Below are 23808 nucleotides of genomic sequence, written 5' to 3'. Positions count from 1 at the left end.
TTAGCTCTCTCCTTTTAACTTTAAGTACAAACCATATTTATTTTCTCCTGTTTTAACCAAACCGACTAAAAGTAGTTCACCATAGGTTTTGCAAGTGACCATAATTTTTTTTGTTTTGAAGCACAGATCAATTTGCTCATATTCCATACTAGAATTCCAATCAACAAAGTAATAACCGTTACTGTTAGGTTCTTTTGCACGCAGATCAGTTTCTACAGTTATTACAGATTTGGTTTTGGTATCTGATGGAAGGTTGAAATCTAATTCGTTGGTGACTTTATGTATTAGATCATTCTCCTTGGACCACTGTGTGAGCAAATCGGGCCTTTTGGACTGTATATGATTCACGATAACAATTAAAGGCACAATCTCATAAGAGAATAAACAATTATTGTAGAATGATTCCAAGTTCCTCGTACCACACATTGGATGGGTCAATATGAAGTCCAATTCCTCAATGAGTGTGTCATGTCCCAAACTAGTTCTCCCTTCCTAATTATTTGATTAGTTAATATGTTAATTAATATACTGATATATTACTATATTGAATCAAAAAAAGAAGAACTTATTTTATTCTTCTCAGTCCTTCTTTCATTTTTATTCTATTTTTCTGTCTATACTGCTGCTTTAATTCAACAAATTCAATCTTTAAGATCTCCAAAAAGGTGTTTCCGAAATCGGTCACTACGTGTCGTCAACTCGTAATAATTCCCCTCGATTTCAATTGAAGTTGAATCGTCAATGACCGTTCCAGACTTTAATTCGTCAACGACATAGGCCAGTATTTCTATTCCTTCATTTTCTGTACCACTAATTTCAACCTCCGGTAGCCCAAATAATTCAAATAGTCCTTTAGTTTTATGTTTAACGATCTCTTGTGAGAATGGGTCTCTATATGTAGTTATCTTCACTTCACTCTGTTTACTCATAGTTATAATTGCATTGTTTTGTTCATCTAAGGTGAATTTCACTTCATTGTTGTTAAACATAAAAATTTTTTGAATGTCAAACTCAAGTGAAAAAATGCTATCTAATATCATATAAAAAAGTGTTTCATAGTCTCTAATAACTTCATACATTATCAAATTCGGGTAGCCATAATGCTCCAGTCCAAACGTTCTCACAGCAATGATTTCATCAGATAGATCTGTAACAACAATTGGTTTTATGGAAGGATCAAAAAAATGGTGCATAACCTTTCCCCCTTTTATTCCTTTCTTTTAGTATAATATGGTTCCCCTAAATATCCAAGATAATTATTATAGGATTATAATTTAATCAATATTTAATTATAATCTGATTAGAATTCAAATAAATCACTTGCTGTATATGTGAATCATTAATTGAGTAGTTACCATATATATCTTTATTCGTGTGAGAATTCTATTATAATGAACTTAATGTGGGAAAATAATACATAACACGAAAATCAATAAAGGAGCTTTTTTTAATGGATCTTCCTATCGGAAAATATCTCGAGTATTTAAGATTGTCCTGTGGTTATTCTCTTCGAGAAGCTGCAAAGAGAACAAGTTTGAGTCATGGCTATATTCGTGATGTAGAATTAGGAGACAACAATACAATCGGAAATGCAATAATCCCTAGGCCTCAAACACTTCAAAAATTTGCAAGTGCTTATACCGCCTCATTCAATGAACTAATGCAAATAGCTGGTCATGTCTCAACCTCAGAGAAACTAGCTACATTTGAATTTATTGAACTTAATTTTGAGAATGTTTTATATCTAGAGGTAGGAACTGACAATAGAATTATTTATCACCAAGAAAAGTCACGTGTACTCACTGAAAGACTTAGTCTTCATGATTTCATAAAATTCGAGGAACAATTAGAAAATAATGAGTTTCTGAGGGTTCAGAGTGGATTATATGCAAACCTAAAAAAAATAAAAGTATTCGATAAAAAATCATTAAAACTATATTTTAATGAGCAGAAAGACGGACATTTTGTATCAATTAGTTGGATACGTGCTTCAAAACTCAATAAAACAATTTTAAATGCAATAAATAAAAATAATGAGAATGTAAAAAAAATGAAGAGTGAGCCCCCCCTTCATCCGAATAATACGAAATATTTTAACTGAGTAACTGCCTTTACCTGGAGAATTCTAAACGAACTGAAATAACTAAAACCATTATTATACATGTAAAAGCAACGACAAGAGTACCCAGGATTGAATTATTGATGAAATTTGTTCTCACCATAATATCAAAAACGAATAATGTTAAAGAAGAGTATGTTAACATTTCTATATTCTTATGATATATATATTCACTCCTTAAATAGGTGAACGTTATGCGATATCTTATAATTACAATAGTCAAAGCGAAAATAATTATTGAGGTTATACTGCCAGTTGCTCCTATATTCATGTCTGGTAAAGCCATTTGTATTACTGCGGAAAACATAAAACGTATTTGTTTTAAAAAAATGGCTACAATTAAAGCATAGACTAGTTTTATCTTAAAGATAATCACATAGACAGTGGTTATCGAAATTACAAGAAGCAATTCTGCATATCCTTTCTTAAAACCTAATTCATTAATAAGAACTAAAATAAGAGTCAAAGCTATAGATCCAATAATATATTTGAATAATTTCACTTTACCTATGTCAAAAAATCTGATGCCTAATAGTAATAAAGTCGCGCATTCAAAAGCATAATTAATATAAGTGAGTAGAAATTGTATGTGCATAGTCTCCTCCTTGTTTATCTCACCCAAACATTAAAAAGTATATTTTATCCTTTTCTTCACAACTTAGTACTTTTCAATTTTAGTGATATATATGTATCCGATTAGTTATATATATATTGTTTAATTAGAATATGTGTTAATATATGAGTTATAATATTTATGAATAGAAAGGGTTGTTATTATGGCCGGCTCAGAAAACAATTATGATTTAAATTCTCCACTTCATGTTTATCTTAAAGATATGATTTCGAAACTCCCTAATGCTACTAAGCTTATAATTGAAACCCTATCAAAACAAGACTATAATAAAGAAGATCTTTCATTAAATGCTCGCGTTCGTAGAGGTGAATTGAACGCAGCCCTGGTCTGGGTTGAGTCACTAGGCTTAGTTTCTTATAGCTCAAGTGGACGTCAGAAACTTTATAGTTTAACTCCATTAGGTAAAGTTTGCTTTAGTGAGTATAACGACTTATTCTTAACCCTTAACGAAGAAAAATGGGAGTAGCGAATTGGAGTTTTACTCCGATTCACTACTCCCTTTGTTCAAACGTTTATCCTCAGCAGTTTGTCTAATTCTTTCAGCTAATCTTAAAGTTGTCTCATCTATTGAAGCTGGAGCAAATCTCACCTTAGTTTGCGGGAGTATTTGTTCTAGCTCTTTTTGCTTTTCTTCTATTTGAACTGGTTCTTCTGCAGGACTGTCCCAAAATGTATTCCTCACCACTAATGGTTTCTCATTCTCCTCTAAGATATGCTCTTCCTTTGTTATCTCAATATGTTCTGTCTGCTGCATAATTCCTTTTTTTGCCGCTGCCTTTTCTTTAATTTTGGCCAATTTATCATTTTTTGCATCGTGATCAGTTTCTTGTGTTACAACCACCACTTCATTGGAATCAGGTTCACTAACATCTTTGTGCTCTTCCTCTACAACTAAACTTTCAGTAGTTGAAAGTTTACTAAATAATACTTTTGGTAACGGTAATAGTATCCCTATAACCGGATCCAAGCGTTCATTATTGTGAACTCCTCTAAATAATACCTCGCCAGCTTCTCCGGTTTCAGTGTTAAAACCCTTCAGAGATTTAATCGTTGTTGGTTCAACGATGTATCTTTTTCTTCTTTAATTTGGGTTTTGAAACCACTTGTGGACATTTCATCTGTCCCACTACTTTGTCCGATTACATATTTCTCACCTATCATATCTGCTACGTAGTCTGCATCTTCATTCTCTAATCCAGCTAAGATAAACTTCTGCACAGCGTTTTGCTTGACCATGGCACCTAATCGTTTACTAACATCTGTGAGCTGTTCATTTCCCTGATGTATTACATCAACAAAAACTTCAAATTCACGAGCCATTTCCATAAAGGTGCTGAACTCTTCATCCGCAAACATTTCAATTTCATCCACTCTTAATTGATGAGCTCTAATTTCTCCTTTTAGATTTCTTCTAAATGTGCTTGCTCGTAATAAGTTCAAGAATAACCGTCCTACTGTGTAAGTCAGTGTTTGAAGAGTACCATACGCTCCATTGACTAGGATGACTTCGCCACGCTCTAATGCCTCATCTAGGTTGAAGGTTGATGGCCCACAAAAAATACGTTGAATATACTTATTGCTCGTAAGTTCAGTTAAGTAGTCATATAAGTTGGAATACGTTTGCTGCGCGTGTTCCTGCATTTTCTGACTACCTGCCATATTACGAGTATATTCTCTTAATAACGGTACCTGGCTTTCAAGACCTAGTCGGCTAATCTCTGATAGTACTTCAACTCTAAAATCATCATTCATAGGCTGTACAAGCCGATCTAATTCATTATATGTACAATCATTCCCATAAACGAATTTTAAAGCTTTCATACAGACACGTAGTAATTGTGTTGTTCTACTCTTAAAGTATTGAACTGCATCAGCACCTAGATATCCATGATAGGCAGATACGTTTGCTTCAATCATTGGTTCTATGTCGGACCCCTCTGGAACGTACATAGGGTTCAGACAACTTGTGAATTCATATTCAGCATCTAATCTGTGATAAGGTCTACCAATTCTATCCATAAAATTTGCTAAATTATTTATAAGTGAACCTTTAGGTTCTATGATCGTGGTTCCTATGTAATCGTTAAGCAAGTCTTGAACGATCAGGGTTGTTGCAAGTAGGGTTTTACCAGACCCGGTACCACCTAAGGTCTGACCATGTTGAGCCCTATCCTTTCGAGTTAAAGTGACTAACTGACTTTGCCTCTCTTTAGTCGGCTGAGTATAAAACAATTCTAAAGTACATTCTTCAGAATAATATCGGAGATGCGATAAACATCCCTTAGCATTCAGGTCAATTCCATCAAATTCATACAGTTCTTCTTTAGTAACTTTATCTTTTCTTAGAATCATATTTAACAATGAACCTTCTTGTTTAACCGGTACTTTCCGTACTTCCACTTCTTCCACCAATGAAGTTAATTTAGTGAATATTGTCCCATTAATCTTAATTTTCAGCATAAAGTACAGCGTAAATATGGTTACGGTGATCACTGTAATGAAGGCAACTAATATTCCTATTCCACTAGGTAGAAACTTAATTAGTATATGACCTAATGCGAGAGCACTTAAGGTATTAAGAAATGTTTGAATAATTGGCTTAGCATAAGCGTTTCTGAACATTAAAGGACTTGAATATATTATGTGCCCAAGAAAACACGACAACAACAAAGGGATCGCTCTATAAAAAACTGGAGACGAACCGTACCAGAGATCCTGGTACTTAGCTACCAGCCAAAAGAAACATAACAGTAACATTGCTAGAAATAGTACTGCTTGCGCGTTCCATAGTGAATTTTTATTTGCCGGATCCATTGAAAATCTACGGACTGATATGTATATGTTTTTAAAAACAAAGCCAATCATATGACCAATTACAGATAAGATACCTCCGAAGACCAAACCAATGTATTTCAAACTGACTCCCCCACTCACTCATATATTGATTAATATATTACTATATTAGAGTGGAGGTGTCATGATTATTTTGACTGGTATCATGTTTGCTAATTCAAGCACAAAAAAGCAGTCTCCCTTTTGAACTGCACCCCAATTGTTAGACACTATCTAGCAATTGGAGGTGCAGTTTTTTTTGTCGAAATTTAATTTAGACTTGAAGATAGAAGCTATTCATCAACACTTATCAGGAAATGAAGGGATTAAAAGCATTGCGAAATCCTTAGGAATTAATCATGAAGTTCTGCGTATGTGGATCAAGCAATACGAATATCACGGTATAAAAGCTTTTGAAAAAACCTATACAGCTTACTCCCTTCCATATAAACTAGACGTACTCAACTATATGAACGAAAATGGGACGTCTCCAAATGAAGCAGCTGTCATTTTCAATATCTCTTCTCCAGGGGTTATTCGAAGATGGCGTAGTCAGTTCAATGAAAATGGAATCGACGCCCTAAAACCAAAGATAAAGGGGCGTCATCGTATGACTGATAAGAATAAAAAAGGGCTTAAAAAGAAAGAGCCTGCCGAGGGATCACTTGAAGCTCTACAAGCTGAATTAGAACGTTTGCGAATGGAAAACGCCTACTTAAAAAAGTTGAATGCCTTAGTTCAAAACAAGGAAAAATCACCAAACAAGACAAAGCACAAGTAGTCTATGAATTAAGGCTTGAATTCCCGGTGGTTGCATTGCTAGCGTTCGCTGAAGTCCCACGTAGTACCTTCTCGGCTTGAAATCTGTGGTACGCATGAAAAAATATCGTTCCTATAAAGGAACCGTAGGTAAAATTGCACCTAACGTACTCGATCGTAATTTTCAAGCGAAAAAACCAAATGAGAAATGGGTCACCGATATTACGGAATTCAAGTTGTTTGGAGAAAAGCTTTATTTATCACCTGTTATGGACTTGTTTAACAGTGAAATTATCACTTACACAGTAGGGTCTCGCCCTACGTATTCATTAGTCTCCGAAATGCTAAATAAAGCCTTTAAACGCTTATCCAGCGAAGATGAGCTCCTCCTGCATTCGGATCAAGGCTGGCACTACCAGATGAAGCAGTATCGACAGGCTTTAAAGAAACAAGCGATTACCCAGAGCATGTCACGCAAAGGGAATTGTTACGATAACGCAGTAATGGAGAACTTCTTTGGCATTATGAAGTCAGAGTTTCTTTATCTTCATGAGTTTGAAAGTGTAGATCACTTCAAGCAAGAACTAGAACGATACATGGATTACTACAATCACAAACGCATCAAGTCAAAATTAAAAGGCATGAGCCCGGTACAATACCGAGCTCATGCCAAACAAGTTGCATAAAAATATTTGTCTAACTTTAAGGGGTCACTTCATTTTGAGACTGCTTTTCATTAGTTTGAAGAAAATAGTCGTTTAAAAAAACCTTTCTTTTGTTGACCAGCCGTAGATAACCACATTCTAATTTCGAAACTAAGTTCCGGATGATCACTGGCCACATTACGAATTTTAGCTCTGACTGTCTCTCTTTCAGATTCATTTCTAGCAGCGTCGTATTCCCCAAATAGATTATTGACCTTTTGCTTGAGGTCAAGGATCTGTAATTCTTTTTCATCTTGTTTAAATCTTATAATTTTTTCCTCTGCAGCTGTTTTATATAGTTTGATTGTATAAGCATGATTAGGATACTTGCTTTCTAAAGCATTGTATTCAATCCAAATAAGTTCTTTATCAGCTATTGAAGTATTAGGTGATACTATTCTTTCGTATATATCTACAGCTGCTTCTTTCGCTTCCTGGTCTTTATTTGCGTCAGCTAACAAGTATTTTTCAGAAGATGTCCTCACCTTTTTCTCAATGTCCTCAAAAAATTCATTTGATTTAATCATTTCCTCGAACTGTTCAAATCTTTCTAGTTTTTTGTAGATTTGAAGTAATAGTTCGTTATTATTGTTTTCACCTTGTTGAGTTGATGACGTTCTAGCGACAGTACCAGTAATGATCTCTTTCAGTTGTGGCAGAGTGTACTCGGAGCCTTCTCCTGTAAGTCCATGGATCATCTTCATTTTAAAAACAGAAATATAGTTGTGTTTGTATGTTTTACTGTTTCCTTCGCCCATTTGAGTTGGATTCACATACTCTAGCAACTCTCGTCTTTTATTTTTTATTACGTAGTTATGTGTCTCACATAACTCTGCAACTTGGTTCGAGGTGTATAATGCTTCTCTATCCATAGAAAGAATCTTGTCCGTGAACAAACGTTCTAACCAACCTCTTTTTTTATAAATCTCATACAGTAGTGATTTGTCATCAAAGGCTTCTATAAGTAATTCTCTCATTTCATCTCTTTTTGCTTCTTCAATTTCTTCTTTTGTAAGTACCTCATCGATATCCTTCATTATTACCACCCGCTTCAATCAAATTGAAACTCTATTTCACTAATTATAACTGAATAAGCGATGTTTATACAGCCTTACACACTTATTTTTAATTCGAATTAATCCTGACTATTACGAATTAATACGAATTAATCTGTATTAATCCAGATTAAACAATGAGAGTATAAGCCTGAATACAACCACTTATCTGTGCTGAAATCAAAGAAATCCGGATTTAAACGTATTAGTACGAGTAAATCCGGATATATTCGCACTAATACGAATGATCACTCGACTGAATAAAGCTGAATAACCATCATTTATTCAGGAACCCACTTGATTGAATACTCATAGAGGTGTTATTAGATTATAATTATATTGATATATTATTATAATCTAATAACAATTAATGTATTACTCCATTATCAAATGTTACATTCACTTCAAAATTAGCAGAATCAGATTTTTGACTAAGAGATTATTGAGAAGAGGGCTAGTGAATTAAGAACTCATATCGTCACTCAATGTCAGAACAAAAACACCTTGATTAGGATCACAAAGCACTTAGAACTAAAGATTGCAAAACTTGAATCAGCATGAAAGAAACCAATAGACTTTTGTACGATATAAGGCAACATATAACGCATACCCAAGTCGATTCTGCGATACGGTACACTTATCTTATGAAAGATTACATAATGGTTAGATGAGGTGCTTTTAGACAACTCCAATTTAGCACCCGGATCTCGTCTGGGTCGGAGGGAGCAGCCGCGTACCAGTTGCCAGGGCTTCAGCTTATGGGCGCTCATGGTGCATGCCTGGCGCTCGATACTTCTGGAGACGAACAAAAGAACGGCAGTAGGCCGTCCTGAGGTGTGAGCTGCACCTATGGCGCTATGAAGCTACGCGGATCTCGTCCGGATTCATTCGTCGTTCCCACCATCACACCATACCCATGTACCCGGAACAGGGCACTCGACAGCTACGATGCGATCGTAAAGGCTCCCGTTATAATTTCCACTTGGGTTATTTTGCTGATTCATAACGCCGCAATCTACAGGAAACTTTCCTGCATCCCATCTTCCAATGGTGCTATTATTACTGTCAATAAACTCGTAAATCAATCTCGCTGTAACTGGAGTTGCACCTAACGATGTTACTTTAAAATAGCTTTCGCATGTTCCATCGTCCCGAATGGTAATGTGATGCCCATCTATCCGAGCTAAATCCAGCTGATTATCAAGATCGTGAAGGATATGTGGATCGGGAAATAGGTGTGAAGTTTTGCTTGTCATTGTTTCTTTCGATAAAGTCCCACGCTGCAAAACTGTATCAATTTTTGTATTAAGCAACTGTGCTGTTTTTGTAGCTTGTTTCATAAAAAAGCCTCCTGTTATTTATTTTGTTAACAATAGGTATGGTTTGGTTGTAATTTGAAAAATATACAAACTAAAGCGTATGACTCTAATACCTAGGCCTCAGTTTACGGGGGCTCTTGATGCGTGCCTAGCGATCATTGATACTTCCGGAGACGAACAAAAGGACGGCCGTGCCATCCTGGTTATGATCTACGCCCGTGGGTGCTATGGAGCTGCAAGGATCTCACACGGATCGAAGGGAGAAGCCGCATGCCGAGCACATACAACTTAATATTCAATATATGGTCTAAAGATACACCGGCTCTTCTTCCTTATGGACGATGCAATCATCAATGTTGTTGACCTTCCTTGAGTACCCTTTACCGTACTTAGTACATGTTCCGTCCATAGGGGAGTATTGTCATATGAAGGGGAGGGTATGCACCAAAAAGTTTTCACAGCTATTATTAAAACCCTTCACGTGAATGGAGATTCTGTAGTAGTGTGAACTCTCACTTTACTCTCAATAAAAACTGAAGAACTAACTGCTTGTTTGTTCATTTATCAATCAGGCACTAAAAATGAAATTAATAAAAAAGGCGACCTGGCTCCAGCATAATAGTCTGGAACAGATCACCTTGAGACAGTTGTATTCATTAAATAATGCTGCCAATTAAGTTTATTGATATGAGCTGATAGTACTCGCATCGAATGTTTTTTTAGCTCTTCTTCCGGGGAAGAAGGATTCGCCGGCTTACTTGTTGATTGAGTATCCGTAACGTATTCTGATTTCACAATGCTAACGTTAGAATCTGAAGCAAGACTACTGCCAAGATCAGATTTATTCTCAGGCTCTCCATCGATTACACCTGCATGGAGAGGAGCAGAAAGAGGGGGGATCTGTTCACTAGTAGTACTATTTGTCTCCTTCTTCACAATTACTTCAGTTGGTTTCTCTTGGTGTGATATTACAGCTGAAGTCGGTACACTCATGGTTGTTGGTCTAACGTTATCTGAAGGAAGCAACGTCTTTATAGTTTCAATGTCTCGTATCCTGGGAATATAAAGTTGTAGGTTTCTTATGCCATTCTCAGCGATTTCCTTTTGGATTAGATACCTCATTGAATCAGCATAGACTGACTGTGCATTTATCCAATCTAGCACAAGTTGCTCTTCGTCTTCTTTTAACTTTAGCACCGCCGCTTTCCCTCTCTGTGCATCAGTTTTTCTCACAAGTAATTACCTCCTTCCCAATCAGAAATTTTGTATTTAGTTATTCCTTTGTGCTAGCAGTTTGCTTTACCGCTGATTTCTTATTTTCTTCTACTTTCTTCATTGAAACATACTCAGGAGAAGATAAGAATTTCATTTTTAGAGCCTCATAAATTGGGCTTTTCACAAAATAATCAAGCCCTTCACCATTCAAAGTAACAGCATATTCCGCAGGAACATAGAAAAGCTGTATTCTAGTGTTGTCGCAAATAGCCTTCAACTTATTATAGATCATCGGTTTCATTAGAATGCTCCCACCACCATACGCTACTACAATATCAATGTCGTTTGCTCCAATCTTTAGAATTTGATCGTTTGAGTGGTGTAAAATTTGATTAGCTTGATTATCACAGTGAGGATTAAACGCCTGTAAAGCTTCATTTAAAAACTTATGTTTTTTATTTGAACGTTGGCTCTTAAGAATTTCACTATATTGTTGACGTGTAATTGAATTGAAAGCATAAGGTGCCAAAGTAAGTAGATCCGGAATCGCAGCAGTAATGGCATGTCCAACCCCGTTATTAATGCCATCTCCAAAATCGTTGTCAACGGCATCGCCTCGTGTTAAAGGGGAATCTGCAGTACCGTCTCCCATATCGAGGTGCATTAGGTTTTTCCCTTCGAAGTAACTTCCATCTATGTCTCCGAGTTCATATATTTTTGCAAACTCATCAAACATACCAGGAAGATTGGTATCTTCAGTTTCCACTTCGTCTGCATTATACGAAGTTGTTCTCCAGTCGCCATTTGAATTCATTTGAAGAGCAAAAACAACAGCGGTTCCCTCTTGTAAAACATGTACATAATGAAATTGAATCTTAACAGTAACGCTCTTTGTAAGACCTAAATGTACAGTTACGAGATGAAAACCCAACATAAATTTTTGACGTAATTTCATGGTATTGGTAGGCGAACATTGTTTAACTGGTAATGCAGCTGCCATATCAGCTTCTACTTCAATCGCCTCGTTAAGGTTGTCATTTTCACTGTACGCTTTTTGCACGGCTCTTGCCGCAATTAGTGCCAAGGTATTTATGTATGGTACAAGTTGATCGGCTTTCGAACCGTTTCCTTTAACGTATAGACTGGTTACATTTTCCCCATTCGTTTTTAGGGCATGATTTCCAATAGTGTACATTCCTGTAGGAACAGCTGGAGAGATAATAGATACAACCAAATTATCAAATATGTTTTTTAGATTTTTCTGTACATCGATATCATCGTCTTTCCAAGGGAGTTGTCCAATTGAGGAAAAGACATTTGGTTGTCTTACCAACTTACCATCAATATAAACATCTGCTTCACTATTGCCTATATCATTCCCTACTGACATTGTGTATTTCTTCGTCATATAAAATTCCTCCTTAATAACCTCTTGTAGTTATCACATCACTTCATCAGTTTATATTCTTTTATAATCGGAGTCAACCTTATATACAATTGAATATCAATTGTATTACTACTTTATATATATACGATTATAATTGAATTATAATCATTGAACTGAATACACGGATAAATCCGTAGATATCCGGATTTATCCGCTGACCTGGAAACTGTATTAATTCGAATATATTCAGCTATACCTGAACCTGTCCATCCATATCAGGAGAAGAGCATACTAATTCATTATATAGTCTGATTTATGTCACGGTTATAGTAAGGAATTTTGTAATGCTTTATGTCGCACTTAAGAAATGTCGTACGTAATGATATTCAAATGTTTCTATGTCAATAAATTAGCTGAAGTAATAACTTAAGCAGCATAACCCTCAAAGTATTGCTGTATCAGGAATTGATAACTTGAACAAATCGCGACTAACACCGTATAATACAATCCAATCAACCCAAACCACTCATGGCTCAGATTCAAGGTTTAGAAAGGAGAGGTAATGAACACTAGCAAGAGTAAACTAAAACCAGATAGTTCAGCCGAAAGAAAAAGGAAAAAAGACTCATCCGAATATACACTCGGAGAGACTATCGATCTTCTAACCGACAGAGATTGGGAGATGCTCACTGATTTGTACATGTGTCGATGTATGCCACAGCAAACCCTGTTAAGTAACTATTTTTTAGATACACCTGAATATCATTATCCCGAATATGGTAGCGCAACAGGGCAAGAACAAAGGGAATTGGAACAAAAAAATGAAAACAGAGCTATAACTAGGCTTAGAAGGACAGTAAAACGCTTCAAAGCTCGTGGATTACTGGAGTACTCTACTTACGACCCTAATTCATCTGATAAACCTTCACACAGGAGAACTTCGAAGATCTTAGGAGTTACTTGGTATTATTTAAGCAGTCGTGGTCTTAAGATAGTCGAAATCAAAAAAGGGATCTTAGAGGAGAATCGTCTTTCTAAAAATGATCTTGATATGGAACGTGCAAAAAAGGATCATTTCTGGGAACTAGGTAAGGTATATTTAGATTTACGTTACAAGTGGATGAATCAAGACCCAGACTTAAAGCAATATCATGACTGGGATTGGTATCCGTCTTTATCCGTGTATAGCGACAATGATACGATATCAATTCGACCCGATGCTGTGTTAAGGATCGGACAGCAAGTGTTTTTCGTTGAACTGGATCGCTCCACTGAGCCAATTCAACGATCACCATTTCACACGGATCAAGTTTCTATTGAGAAAAAATTAGAACGTTACCGAGACGTGATGAAACTTACATCTAACAAAATCATCCGTGACGGCATCATCGCATTTATTGTTCCAAATGCAATCTACAACAAGCGTCTTACTAATATCGAAAATGCAGCTCAAACCGTATTCGGTATCAACAGCAGAGTTTTAACAGGAAGAAGTATCGGGGATGTCATATCTGCGTATTCAACTTTTTCAACATCTCAATAGCCTTAGTTAATCCAACCGCATTTGTCATGAAATTTGAAATGTATCTGTATGGCCTTTCCCCTAGTAGGGGAGAGGCCTTTTAGTTTTACTTTTCACAAATCCCCTCGTAATCAATATCCTTGCGTACACATGTAAAAAGCAAAGTCCATTTGATTTTTACTTCATCACGTTAATCCTCCCACACCAATAACCTGAAGCACCAACACAATGCGGAAGCTCACAATGAAATTAAGCATGAAACCCTATGCCAATTTAGTATATTAATCAATTAGTTATTATGTTAGTATATTGATTGATTAACTAATTAGAATTGAATGGGGGTGATTTGCTATTGAGCAAAAACAAGAAAATCGTATTAATCAGTATCAGCCTACTGGTCATTTTGACAGCTGCAGTGCTATTAATACGCACACCGAGCACTCACAATACACCTGTGCCAGAAGCAGTCCCGCCACCTGCGAAGGTTGAAGAATCTGCACCAACCCCACCGAAAGAATCCAATCGAGATGAATCACATGAAAAAGTGGAGAAGGTGATTGATCAAGCTACTGAGGTGGTCGTGGGTACCGTTCCTGGGATAATGGATAAACTCAAGAGTACCGGAAAGTGGTTCATGGAATTTGATACGAAACATGCACTCATACTCTTGGGGGTCGGCGTTTTTCTAGTCGGTGTTCTATCAACAGGGAACAGAAACAACAAGAGCAACAAAAATCGTTAATAGTTAGGAAGGTGCTACTCCATTGGGTTTTCTTAAAAAAAGAAGTCACATGAATCTGATGATGACGATTTAAAAGATGATTCCCCTAAAGTGAAGAAGGCTAAAGATAAGTCGATTAAACCTAGTTCACCTAAACGCACTTCGGGTAAAGCCTTCATTCGATTCGTGTTTTGGATGTTTGTTCTATTTATCATCTTTAAAGGTGTCGTTTCATTCACACAAGGTACAAGGGTAATCGAAAAGGTTACAAACATGGGTTCCAGTGAGCCCGCGATCACAGATGGGATAAAAGGATTTGCAAGTGATTTTGCTACTGAATATTTCACATGGTCAATTAACGATGTAAATGACCGTACAGAAAGGCTCAAAAAATTCATAAGTGGGATCGATGCAGATGCTGGATTAAAACCTTATGAGGTTAAGGGTACATCCCATGTACAATCCGTTGAGGTTTATGATACAAGCCAAATTAACGATGCTTCATTTGAGATTACATTGAATGTTCGCCGTGAAGTGGACCTTGATTCCGCTTCTGAATCAGTCGCAACAAAGGATAAAAAAGGAAAGGTAATCAAGCAGACTTATATGGTGGTTCCTGTATCTTCTACCCCCAAAGGTTTTGTTATTGATAACTATCCCCGCTTTGTAGCAAATCAGCAAAAGGGAGAATCCTTACCCTCTGAGCAAGGTGACTTTATCTCAGATACGGAACAGATTGAACGAGCAAACGAATTGGCTAACAGTTTCCTTACCTCGTACTTTGAAGGAAATGTGAGTCAAATCAAGTACTTCTACGACGATATCAAAAATGCACCTTCACACCTAACTGCATCTGAATTTGAGATGAACAAGGTGGAGAATGTGTCTTTGTACCAAATGAAAAGCACAGAGACTATGCCCCCCTATATACGAATCGAAGCATCAGTGCTCGTGAAGAGCGATATCGGAGAAATTTTCACAAACTTATGGATCCTAAATGTAATTGAAAAAGATAATCGTATGTATGTCATTTCAATTGGCGATCAGAACGATCAACAAGATAAACAACCTGTAGCAAGCGAAACCCTTGAAGAGGATACCACAATTGGAGCATCCCCTTCAGATCCAACTACTTCAACTGAATAGTCGAGAGGAGCACATTTCATGCGCTTAAATAAAAAACTATTATCACGTGTTTCATTAATCATTTTTTCAAGTCTGATGTTTGCTTTGCCCGTGTTTGCGAGTGATCCAGGCGTTAAAGCCAATACATGGTTACAAACCAACCTCGGTGCATTAATCCCAGGTGTTATTCTAATAAGTGCCTTGTTCTTTTTTTTCACTAGAGATTGGATGAAACTACTTAGCTTCGTTGGGATCATTCTAGTGATAGCTATGATTCTGAATTGGACTGAAATGAAGAATCTGGCCAATACTCTCTGGAAAGCTATATTCGGTTAAGCCTCGATGAGTGATAAAAAGAATCCCCAGAATTACTGTCTCGAATTACACGAAGATATGGAATCTAGATTGGGTCATATATGCGATTGAAGGGAAGAAACTTCCCATACCGGCAAATTTAAGGTTAGTAGGGATTTTTGTTGCATGCTTTATCTTCTGGTCGCTACTAGGAAAAATCCTCTTCTTTATACCAGGTGTGTATACGTATGCTTTTCTACCCGGAGTCTCTGCCTGGTTAATTGCCAAACAAAAACTTGACGGCAAAGCCCCACATAAATGGCTGCTGGGCATGATCTTCTATTGGTTACGCCCAAAGCATTTACATAGGTACCGTAAAGTTGAGCACAACAAGCGCTACGTATATACCAGTAAAATCGCATACAGAGCATACAGAAAGAAGAAGAGAGTGCCTAGGCACACTCTTTTCTTTACAAGGAGTGAAAAATCTTGGCAACACTTGGGGAAGTACAGAAAAAACCGAGCAAAGTTAAAATTGAATTTCCTATTGCTTACTTCGAGCAGAATCTAATATTCAATCACAATAAAGAAGTATGGGCTATCTATGAGCTCAACCCATATATATACGACCATCTTAGCGATCAGCAAAAGATTGACCGTCTTATCACACAAACTGCTTCACTCGGTATGTTAACCGATAAGTTTCATATCTTATGGCTTCCTAAAACGCATGACATACATCAGCACCATGAGAGACTTCGCCAAAAACGAGTATCTGGCCCCCTAAAGAAGAATTCCATCGGCATTATTCATCAGATGGAAGATTACCTCAGTTCTAACTACAACTCTGTTGAAGGGGTGAACAATGCCGATTACAAAGCATTTCTGGTTGTTTATCTCCCCAAAAGTGACGCAAAAGACCTCGTTGACCAACTTGGCTCTATGGTAACGGAGCTAAAAAAATTAGTACTTCACCCGAAACGAGCTATTGAAAACCTCTCTGGACTGAATGAACCTGAGATCTTTGAATACGAATTTCAAAGTTATCAGGTGAAAGAGAGACAGATCTTTGATCGCCTATCTCGTAGGATGAAAGTCAAAAGAGGAACAGAACAAACAACGGAGTGGTTAATTAAGCGGAACTTCTGGTGGGGTATTGCCGATCCACCTCTACGTTCTACGGAAAGTGAAAACTGGTCTCCTAAAAAGAGCAAAGGCAATAAAGCCGTTAAACCTTCATTCTTCTACGATTCAAGGCAAGTACTTACTCTCACGGAAGCTGATATTGATACATCTCATCCACGACGAGTGGGGATTACACAATTACATGAAGGTACAGATAAACAAATTTATCACGCATACTTAGCTCTCTCTGAGTTACCAGATAATCTGGACATGCCAGGAAGCGAATGGCTATATAGTGCGGCCACACTTCCTTTCCCTGTCTCGATGAGTATAAAGGTCGACGTTCTGGAAGCACGCGACGCACTCAAAAAACTGGCTCGTAAACGAATGGATATAGATAACCAGGTCAAAAACATACAAGAAGCCAACGCCAGTGTGCCTATGGACCTGCAGGAGAAACAAGAAAATGCCATGTATCTAGAGGATGAGTATAAGAAACGGAAAAATCCAACATTCATCACTCATGTAACCTATGGGCTCTATCATACCAACCTGGATCTACTCAAAAGTAATGTATCCATCCTACAGGATCACTACAGAGACTTTGGAAACATTCATGTTGAGCTTCCCAGTGGAGATCAGTGGCTCTTATTTAATGATTTTATACCAGGATCTCCTCGGTACGTGTCAGATTACATTCAGCGGATCCCCCCAGAAATGTTAGCATCCGGTATGGTGGGTGCTACGCAAGAACTGGGAGATGGAAAAGGGCTTTACATCGGTACTACAGGTCCGCTTGATCGTCCTGTCTATCTTGATCCAGCGAACGCCAGCCAAGAGAACCGCAGTCCAAGTATGTCTCTTACCGGAACACTTGGCGGTGGTAAATCCATGGCGGCAAACCTTCTGGGCTATCAAAATGCGGCTGTCCTTGGTGGGAAAACACTCATTTTTGATCCCAAAGGCGAGCGTTCTAATTGGCCAGACGATCTTCCTGAACTGGCTGGACAAATTCAAGTAGCTACATTGTCCTCTGCCAAAGAAGACATGGGTAAATTAGACCCGTTTGTCATGTTAGATGATATTGAAACCGCAAAAGAAGCAGCGGTTGAGATTCTCGCTTACTTGTCATCTACCAAAACCAATAGTGTGGAGTACAGTTATATCTCCCAAGCAGTAAATAAAGTAGCAAATGCTCCCGAGCCGTATCTAGCCAAGGCCATCCCCGCGCTTTATGAAATGGGGTTGACGCGACCGCCCGCAAAAGTACTAGCTGAGATTCTTGAAAGTTTTGAAACGTTATCTTTCGCCAAGTTGTTATTCGGTACTGGTGGAGAAGCAACGATCAAATTGGATTATGCAATTAATATATTGCAAATTCAGAACCTGAAGATGCCGTCCCCGAGAAGTCTCCGGATAACTACTCATTGGACGAAAAAATGAGCGTTGCACTCATGTTTGCGATTGCACGGTTCGCCCATAAGTTTATCTATCACAACATATCCATCTTTAAATTTGTCTTGATGGATGAAGCCTGGGCCTTGCTAGGCACACAAGCAGGTAAAGCACTCGCAGATATGATTGTTCGTACAGGTCGTTCATTGAATGGTGGTGCCGTGTTCATCACTCAAAATGCGACGGATATGGCAGGAGACTTGGCAGGTAACATCGGAATTAAATTTGCGTTCCGTGATCAGGACAATACCAAGATCAAAAATACACTTTCGTATTTTGGCTTAGAGCATACCCAGCAGAATATCGATATGATCAAGAACTTGGAAAACGGTCAATGTCTGATGCAAGATTTGTATGGTCGAATCGGCCTTGTTTATATCGATGTGGTATTCCAACATCTGTTTGATTGCTTCGATACACGGCCACCTGCAGAGTCAGATGCTGCGAATGAGGAGAACGAGGAAAACGAGTTCTCGGTTCTTCAAAATTTCCAAAACTATTATGAAGAACAATATAGCAAGGAGGGGACTCCTTGGATGATGATACAACGGATAAAGAACCAGCTTAATCAGCCCAATCAGGGTCGAAGATGGATGACGTTATGTTTAGTTATATTTATGCTTTTGGGGAGTATCCTTACCAGTCACGTAGCATATGCAGACTCTCTCGATGAGATGATTCCCAAAGATGATACGGCCAATACCAACTATAACAAGTACGGTGTTTCGCATTATTCTTTTCAAACCGTCGCTAAAGACCGCCACTTCTGGCAAGTAGGTGACAAGGCTCAAGACGGGATTGTTCGCGCTTTTGACCATGGCTTGTCCATGTTATTCCTAGCAAATGTGCAAATCGCTAGATTCTTTAACTTCATTGCCAGAGAAGCTTTTACTTTCAGTCTAATGGACCAGCTCATTGATGCCGTAGCAGACATTATTAAAAGTGTAACCGGCATTAGTGGAGGCAGCATCACTAAAGGGAGTTTTTGGGACAGTTTGGGAGGTATGCTTGCCACAATCACCGGGTGCTATATTGCGATATTGATGGTGAGAGGTCGCTTCTTGGATGGTTTCTCACAGGCATTTACGTTTGTTATGGCATTAGTCATCTCCCTCGCATTTTTTGCTAACGCGGGTCCCTTCCTGAAGTTTGCTAATAGTCTTGTAGGAGACATAGGAAATACGATTTATATCTCTCTCGCCAAGACGACTGGACTTAAAACGGATTCGAAAGAAGGCGTTACGGTCATCTCGGAGCAAGTGTGGCAGGAGCTGGTTATTCGCCCGTATACCATGTTGCAATTCGATGACAGCCAAATTGCAGAGAAGGACCCCCAAGTTCTGGACAAGGTGCTCACCACTGAATCCTTCTCGGATGAACGGGAAGACGCTCTGAAAGAAGCTGCTACAAAGTATCCAAAAGTGGAGCAAGAGCGATCAGCTTCTCAAATGATTATTGTCTTAGTAAATCTCGCGTTTTCATTGTTTATTCTGGGTTTCTTCTGTTTTTGGGCCATAGCAACGATTTTCATGAGGTTTAAAACATTGATTCACTCTTCATTCATGTCTATCACCTTGCTTGGTGCACTCTTCCCAGGGCGTGAGGCTGGATTTTCCGTAATACGAAGTCAGTTCATCAAGCTCATTGGTTTACTCATGATGACAACAATGACCATGATATTCTTTAATTTCTCGCTTGTATTCGGTCATTTGGTCTATGAGGCTGTGGCAGTGAAGGGAGGTAGGGGCTGGTTCACTGGAATGATATTTGAAGCTATAGCGGTATTCCTCGTGTTTAAATATCGTGATGAAATCACGAGCGTATTTAGCAAAGCAACAGGTGTTATTCCCGCAATGCCAAAACCTAAATCAACGATCGTGGATAGTGTGCAACGGAATATCACACGCTCCCTCTACAACGGCGCTACCAATAAAGTAAGCGGTTTGTTTAACCGGAGAGAACATGAGGGGGTTCCACGTAGCTTTAACCCTAGCTCGATTACGAAAGCAGACAATAACCTAAACGATGCAACGTCAGCAAGCATGATGCTCCGTTATCAACGGGAAAAGCAGGCTTCTGAAGAGATTGCTACTGAATACGGCGAACCTGCACAGTACACCCCGTTTGTTCAGAAGGTTAACGACAACTTACGCAATGGCACCACAAGTCCCTTCCGCGGTATGGACAAAGAATGGAAAGAAGAGAAGGGACGTCTTAAAGACATCAAGGATGATGGTGGCAATGTCAAACAGGCTATCTTAACCCAAGGTGTGCATGAAGGCATGAATGACCAGGAAGTGGCTGCTACGATTTATGGGAACGAAAATGCCATTCGTCAGGCATCTACATTCATGGTCCAACGTCCTAAACGTGCTGTAGATCAGATGGAAAGAGCGAAGACATTGAATCGTAATCGGAAGCTGCAGACAGCAGTCGATGACTTTACAATGATCCAACTCTTTGACCGGTACAAAGTGGATTATAAGCAAGCTGTAGATACAGCAAATATGACGGATCAGCCCGTTCAACATACGGATTTCGTAAAAGAAATGGATTCGCGATTTAAAGCATCGGGCTTGAAAACGAATCAGATGATCAATGACACCATGCTCGTCCGCTCTGGACGCATTTCCATTGCCTCCAAATTCGAAGGTATGGATGAATTTAAAAAATACAAAATGCAGCTGCTTAAAGCTAACGAAGCGTTCAGTAAAATCAACGCACCTAAAGATGGCATCGTAGCACCCGGACCTCAGGTACGTACTGCTGCCCCAGTTAACACAAAAGCTGTTTTATCTAAGATGCCACCTATGCCGGATAGCCGGATAACGAGCCAAACGCAAACGCTGGATCAGAAGGCAGCTGTGTTACTGAATGTTAAACCGACCGTGGATACGAAGATGAGTCCTAAGTCAGTCAACTTTAATAACAAAGCATTGAAAACTCAAATGGATGACTCCAAACAAAAACTGAAGACCGTCATGAACGCTGATGATCTCCGGTTAGAAATCAATACGGAAACCAACCAACAGGTAGCGATCAAAATGAAGGAGAAAATATCCACCGAAGTCAGCAGTGGATTGCAAGATGAACTTAAACATCTTAAAACGATGCAGCGTTCTCGCCAGGTTGCTACAGTTAGCAATGCCGCTGAGAGTCTATCGAAACAAGTACAAAACAAGGCACGTACTGCTAGGAAGCAGACGATTAGCCAGCAGAACAACTCCGGTTCTACAAGTTAATCTAGTTATTTTGAGGACGTGATCACACTGTTACCTAGTACTGGTAATACAAGTAATACTGCGGACATGCTCAAAGAGCACTTGAAGCGAAAGGTTAAGCAGAAGGTCCAGAAAAAAGTAAAGGATTTGGTAACGAAGGGGATACTTAAGTCCCCATCTTTTGGATTGTTAGCCTTTGTTTGATCGGTGTATTCGGTATGTTCTACTTGATCGCCGCAGCCGTATCATCTGCAGAAGAAGTAGCGGGGAGACTCAGATCTTTGAGGGGATCCTCCCCCAACCATTTATGTCCGTAATTTTGAACAATCCATCACCAGTGACTACGGAACGCGGAAACACCCCGTTACGGGGAGGCTCAATCCTTTCACAAAGGTATAGATATCGGTATTCCGGAAGGAACCCCAGTCACGAATTCATTTGAAGGGGTAGTCACCAAAGTAAGTTATCCCCGGAGCACTGATCCAGCCAGCACGCAGAATGCAGGGATCTACGTTACCGTTCAAAGTACGAATCCTCAAATTGGTATGAGCAGCCGATATTTGCATTTGAGTGAAGCCCTTGTTACACCAGGACAATATGTGAGTGTGGGAGACGTTATTGGTCTATCAGGAAATACGGGTAGATCCACCGGCCCCCATCTCCATTTCGAGATGATACCTGAAGGACAAGAAGCTATTGATCCTAAACCTTTTGTCATGTTGATGTCAAAACTGACCGAAACCGCAAGTATAGAAGCATTCGATGTGGCCAAGAAAATTAAGTGGACGGGCGTGGAAGCAGAAGCTGGTGCCTCATTTGAATCGAATAAGATCTTATACATTAATAATGTGTTTATGGAATCTGCAGCTCCAACATTTACTGATCAAGGGACAATCTATATACGGGAACTGGTGAATGGGGGGATCAACACGATTCAAGCCATTCTACCGGACGGAAGTGAAGTATCTGAACCTCCCCCAGAAGCCCCTCCCGTGCAGATCCCTTCAGAGATTGGTAATCTCACCAATCCGTTCTTTATTGCTTATGCCTCGGCAGCACAAGAGGAAGAACGTAGAAGTGGTGTACCTGCCAGTATTTCACTTGCTCAGGCAGCGTTAGAGTCTGGGTACGGGAAACGGTCCATCTGTAATAATATGTTCGGGATTAAGGCAAATAAGAGCTGGAAGGGTCCTACCTGTACAGCCACCACGCATGAAGAGATTGGCGGAATTAGCGTACAGATTCAAGCGAAGTTCCGCAGCTATAGTAGCCCATTAGCTTCCTTTGCGGACCACTCTGCATTCTTGCTGAAGAACAGCCGATATAAAAAAGCATTGAAGATGGAGAATCCATTCGCTTTTGCCAATGAGTTGCAACGTGCCGGCTATGCAACGGACAGCCAGTATGCGAATAAACTCAAGTCCATTATGCGTTCTCAGAACCTGGTCGCTCTCGATATGAACCGGGGAATTGATCCAGCAACAGGGCTACCTTTTGAGAATATTGGTTTTGGGGGCTTTGGTGGGGACAATGGGGCGTATACGATGGCTTGATCGACTCCATAACTATCACGTTTGGTTTAAGGCAATATTATGGAACCCCCGCGTCTGTAGGGAACTCCAGCAGCCCATATAGAGATCCGGATACAGGTAAAACGATTGTCAATTTGGAAAACTATAATCGTCTGGTAAACTTAGGATATGGGGAGATCTTAACCCTCCGAGAATCTTTATGAAGGATATTCCAAATGCCGTAACGGTTACGATTGACTCTACTGGGAAGGATGCACTCCTGGTATCCAATATAGATTATGTAAAGGGGAAGTATTGATGAATGCTCAAATTGCGGAACGCTCTGATTCTTTCTTCATGATGAATTTCGAGATCACCTTTAAAGGTGTACAAGCCTGGTTAGACATGGCCGGACACCCTATGGATGATTCTAAACTATTCCGGTTGCTCTTTTCGTCGGATTATCTGCAAGAACAAGCAGAAATACTCCGGATGATTGTTTACCGGTACGAAGATGTTTTCTTCCAGGCTAATCGTACAGCATTGAATGAGCAGGAGTCTGACATACGAGCGGATGTACATGAACCAATACATCAACTGCTGTTAAAAATGATGAATCAGAAAATCATTGCTGGAGAGGATAATGCACTCTTAGATCTGTACCTCATCCTGCAGAAGGATAAGCAGAGTAGTACGCCACAATATACATCACTGCACGGTTTCTTTGAGTAGTATGGTAAGCTGTAGCCTATGAAACCTGCATCTGTTGTAGTTGTAGTGGTAATTAGCAGCCCTTTCGCTTCCTACAAG

The 23808-nt window shown here is 39.0% G+C and carries 19 protein-coding genes and 1 pseudogene; 12 read left to right on the top strand and 8 right to left on the bottom strand.

The window, feature by feature from the left end; translation table 11 throughout:
• Together ACTWJ7_RS36340 and ACTWJ7_RS36335 are read right to left on the bottom strand one after the other, a co-directional pair.
• Nucleotides 1–477 (bottom strand): hypothetical protein, encoded by a 477-nt coding sequence (locus ACTWJ7_RS36340; RefSeq protein WP_443146731.1) that lies wholly within the window; start codon nucleotides 475–477, stop codon nucleotides 1–3.
• 164 nt (nucleotides 478–641) lie between these two features.
• On the bottom strand, nucleotides 642–1193 hold the full coding sequence (locus ACTWJ7_RS36335) for a hypothetical protein (RefSeq protein ID WP_443146730.1): 552 nt from the start codon (nucleotides 1191–1193) through the stop codon (nucleotides 642–644).
• 257 nt (nucleotides 1194–1450) lie between these two features.
• Here ACTWJ7_RS36335 and ACTWJ7_RS36330 point away from each other — a divergent pair, with 257 nt between their 5' ends.
• Together ACTWJ7_RS36330 and ACTWJ7_RS36325 are read left to right on the top strand one after the other, a co-directional pair.
• Complete coding sequence (locus ACTWJ7_RS36330) at nucleotides 1451–2101, top strand: LytTR family transcriptional regulator DNA-binding domain-containing protein (RefSeq protein WP_443146729.1); 651 nt, start codon at nucleotides 1451–1453, stop codon at nucleotides 2099–2101.
• 794 nt (nucleotides 2102–2895) lie between these two features.
• Nucleotides 2896–3219, top strand: a complete 324-nt coding sequence (locus ACTWJ7_RS36325; protein ID WP_443146728.1) for a hypothetical protein — start codon at nucleotides 2896–2898, stop codon at nucleotides 3217–3219.
• A 12-nt stretch (nucleotides 3220–3231) separates the two neighbouring features.
• Here ACTWJ7_RS36325 and ACTWJ7_RS36320 read toward each other — a convergent pair whose 3' ends face one another.
• Together ACTWJ7_RS36320 and ACTWJ7_RS36315 are read right to left on the bottom strand one after the other, a co-directional pair.
• Nucleotides 3232–3720: a hypothetical protein gene (locus tag ACTWJ7_RS36320; RefSeq protein ID WP_443146727.1), complete on the bottom strand. Its 489-nt coding sequence runs from the start codon at nucleotides 3718–3720 to the stop codon at nucleotides 3232–3234.
• A 68-nt stretch (nucleotides 3721–3788) separates the two neighbouring features.
• Nucleotides 3789–5669: a type IV secretory system conjugative DNA transfer family protein gene (locus ACTWJ7_RS36315; RefSeq protein ID WP_443146726.1), complete on the bottom strand. Its 1881-nt coding sequence runs from the start codon at nucleotides 5667–5669 to the stop codon at nucleotides 3789–3791.
• 175 nt (nucleotides 5670–5844) lie between these two features.
• Here ACTWJ7_RS36315 and ACTWJ7_RS36310 point away from each other — a divergent pair.
• A pseudogene (locus ACTWJ7_RS36310) lies at nucleotides 5845–7027 on the top strand (helix-turn-helix domain-containing protein); the annotation flags it as partial.
• A 53-nt stretch (nucleotides 7028–7080) separates the two neighbouring features.
• Here the strand turns inward: ACTWJ7_RS36310 and ACTWJ7_RS36305 are convergent.
• The 4 genes from ACTWJ7_RS36305 to ACTWJ7_RS36290 form a co-directional block, all read right to left on the bottom strand.
• Nucleotides 7081–8085, bottom strand: a complete 1005-nt coding sequence (locus ACTWJ7_RS36305) for a hypothetical protein (RefSeq protein WP_443146725.1) — start codon at nucleotides 8083–8085, stop codon at nucleotides 7081–7083.
• Nucleotides 8086–8987: 902 nt separating this feature from the next.
• Complete coding sequence (locus ACTWJ7_RS36300) at nucleotides 8988–9443, bottom strand: hypothetical protein (RefSeq protein ID WP_443146724.1); 456 nt, start codon at nucleotides 9441–9443, stop codon at nucleotides 8988–8990.
• A gap of 612 nt (nucleotides 9444–10055) precedes the next feature.
• Nucleotides 10056–10655: a hypothetical protein gene (locus tag ACTWJ7_RS36295; RefSeq protein ID WP_443146723.1), complete on the bottom strand. Its 600-nt coding sequence runs from the start codon at nucleotides 10653–10655 to the stop codon at nucleotides 10056–10058.
• Between the two features lie 40 nt (nucleotides 10656–10695).
• Nucleotides 10696–12045, bottom strand: coding sequence for a ParM/StbA family protein (locus ACTWJ7_RS36290; protein ID WP_443146722.1), 1350 nt, complete (start codon nucleotides 12043–12045; stop codon nucleotides 10696–10698).
• 541 nt (nucleotides 12046–12586) lie between these two features.
• Here ACTWJ7_RS36290 and ACTWJ7_RS36285 point away from each other — a divergent pair.
• The 9 genes from ACTWJ7_RS36285 (at nucleotide 12587) to ACTWJ7_RS36245 (ending at nucleotide 23730) form a co-directional block, all read left to right on the top strand.
• Complete coding sequence (locus ACTWJ7_RS36285) at nucleotides 12587–13567, top strand: replication-relaxation family protein (protein WP_443146721.1); 981 nt, start codon at nucleotides 12587–12589, stop codon at nucleotides 13565–13567.
• 331 nt (nucleotides 13568–13898) lie between these two features.
• Nucleotides 13899–14288 (top strand): hypothetical protein, encoded by a 390-nt coding sequence (locus ACTWJ7_RS36280; RefSeq protein ID WP_443146720.1) that lies wholly within the window; start codon nucleotides 13899–13901, stop codon nucleotides 14286–14288.
• A gap of 90 nt (nucleotides 14289–14378) precedes the next feature.
• Nucleotides 14379–15413, top strand: coding sequence for a conjugal transfer protein (locus ACTWJ7_RS36275; protein ID WP_443146719.1), 1035 nt, complete (start codon nucleotides 14379–14381; stop codon nucleotides 15411–15413).
• Between the two features lie 18 nt (nucleotides 15414–15431).
• A complete protein-coding gene (locus tag ACTWJ7_RS36270) occupies nucleotides 15432–15728 on the top strand; it encodes a hypothetical protein (RefSeq protein ID WP_443146718.1) in 297 nt (98 codons plus the stop codon).
• Nucleotides 15729–15738: 10 nt separating this feature from the next.
• Nucleotides 15739–16257: a TcpE family conjugal transfer membrane protein gene (locus ACTWJ7_RS36265; protein WP_443146717.1), complete on the top strand. Its 519-nt coding sequence runs from the start codon at nucleotides 15739–15741 to the stop codon at nucleotides 16255–16257.
• Nucleotides 16176–18254, top strand: coding sequence for an ATP-binding protein (locus ACTWJ7_RS36260; RefSeq protein WP_443146716.1), 2079 nt, complete (start codon nucleotides 16176–16178; stop codon nucleotides 18252–18254). Before ACTWJ7_RS36265 ends, ACTWJ7_RS36260 begins: the two co-directional genes overlap by 82 nt.
• Nucleotides 18239–21508: a CD3337/EF1877 family mobilome membrane protein gene (locus ACTWJ7_RS36255; protein ID WP_443146715.1), complete on the top strand. Its 3270-nt coding sequence runs from the start codon at nucleotides 18239–18241 to the stop codon at nucleotides 21506–21508. Before ACTWJ7_RS36260 ends, ACTWJ7_RS36255 begins: the two co-directional genes overlap by 16 nt.
• A gap of 374 nt (nucleotides 21509–21882) precedes the next feature.
• Nucleotides 21883–23040 (top strand): glucosaminidase domain-containing protein, encoded by a 1158-nt coding sequence (locus tag ACTWJ7_RS36250; RefSeq protein WP_443146771.1) that lies wholly within the window; start codon nucleotides 21883–21885, stop codon nucleotides 23038–23040.
• A gap of 276 nt (nucleotides 23041–23316) precedes the next feature.
• Nucleotides 23317–23730, top strand: coding sequence for a hypothetical protein (locus tag ACTWJ7_RS36245; RefSeq protein WP_443146714.1), 414 nt, complete (start codon nucleotides 23317–23319; stop codon nucleotides 23728–23730).
• Nucleotides 23731–23808: the final 78 nt, after the last annotated feature.

This window comes from Paenibacillus sp. 1A_MP2 (assembly GCF_052244825.1).
GTDB lineage: Bacteria > Bacillota > Bacilli > Paenibacillales > Paenibacillaceae > Paenibacillus > Paenibacillus vandeheii.
The sequence above is the reverse complement of the archived record's forward strand: the minus strand, read 5'-3'. Positions and strand labels throughout refer to the sequence as shown.

Coding starts and splice junctions, on each gene's coding strand:
- ACTWJ7_RS36245 (WP_443146714.1), top strand. CDS start 23,317: ATGAATGCTCAAATTGCGGAACGCTCTGATTCTTTCTTCATGATGAAT.
- ACTWJ7_RS36290 (WP_443146722.1), bottom strand. CDS start 12,045: ATGACGAAGAAATACACAATGTCAGTAGGGAATGATATAGGCAATAGT.
- ACTWJ7_RS36330 (WP_443146729.1), top strand. CDS start 1,451: ATGGATCTTCCTATCGGAAAATATCTCGAGTATTTAAGATTGTCCTGT.
- ACTWJ7_RS36305 (WP_443146725.1), bottom strand. CDS start 8,085: ATGAAGGATATCGATGAGGTACTTACAAAAGAAGAAATTGAAGAAGCA.
- ACTWJ7_RS36335 (WP_443146730.1), bottom strand. CDS start 1,193: ATGCACCATTTTTTTGATCCTTCCATAAAACCAATTGTTGTTACAGAT.
- ACTWJ7_RS36325 (WP_443146728.1), top strand. CDS start 2,896: ATGGCCGGCTCAGAAAACAATTATGATTTAAATTCTCCACTTCATGTT.
- ACTWJ7_RS36270 (WP_443146718.1), top strand. CDS start 15,432: ATGCGCTTAAATAAAAAACTATTATCACGTGTTTCATTAATCATTTTT.
- ACTWJ7_RS36285 (WP_443146721.1), top strand. CDS start 12,587: ATGAACACTAGCAAGAGTAAACTAAAACCAGATAGTTCAGCCGAAAGA.
- ACTWJ7_RS36300 (WP_443146724.1), bottom strand. CDS start 9,443: ATGAAACAAGCTACAAAAACAGCACAGTTGCTTAATACAAAAATTGAT.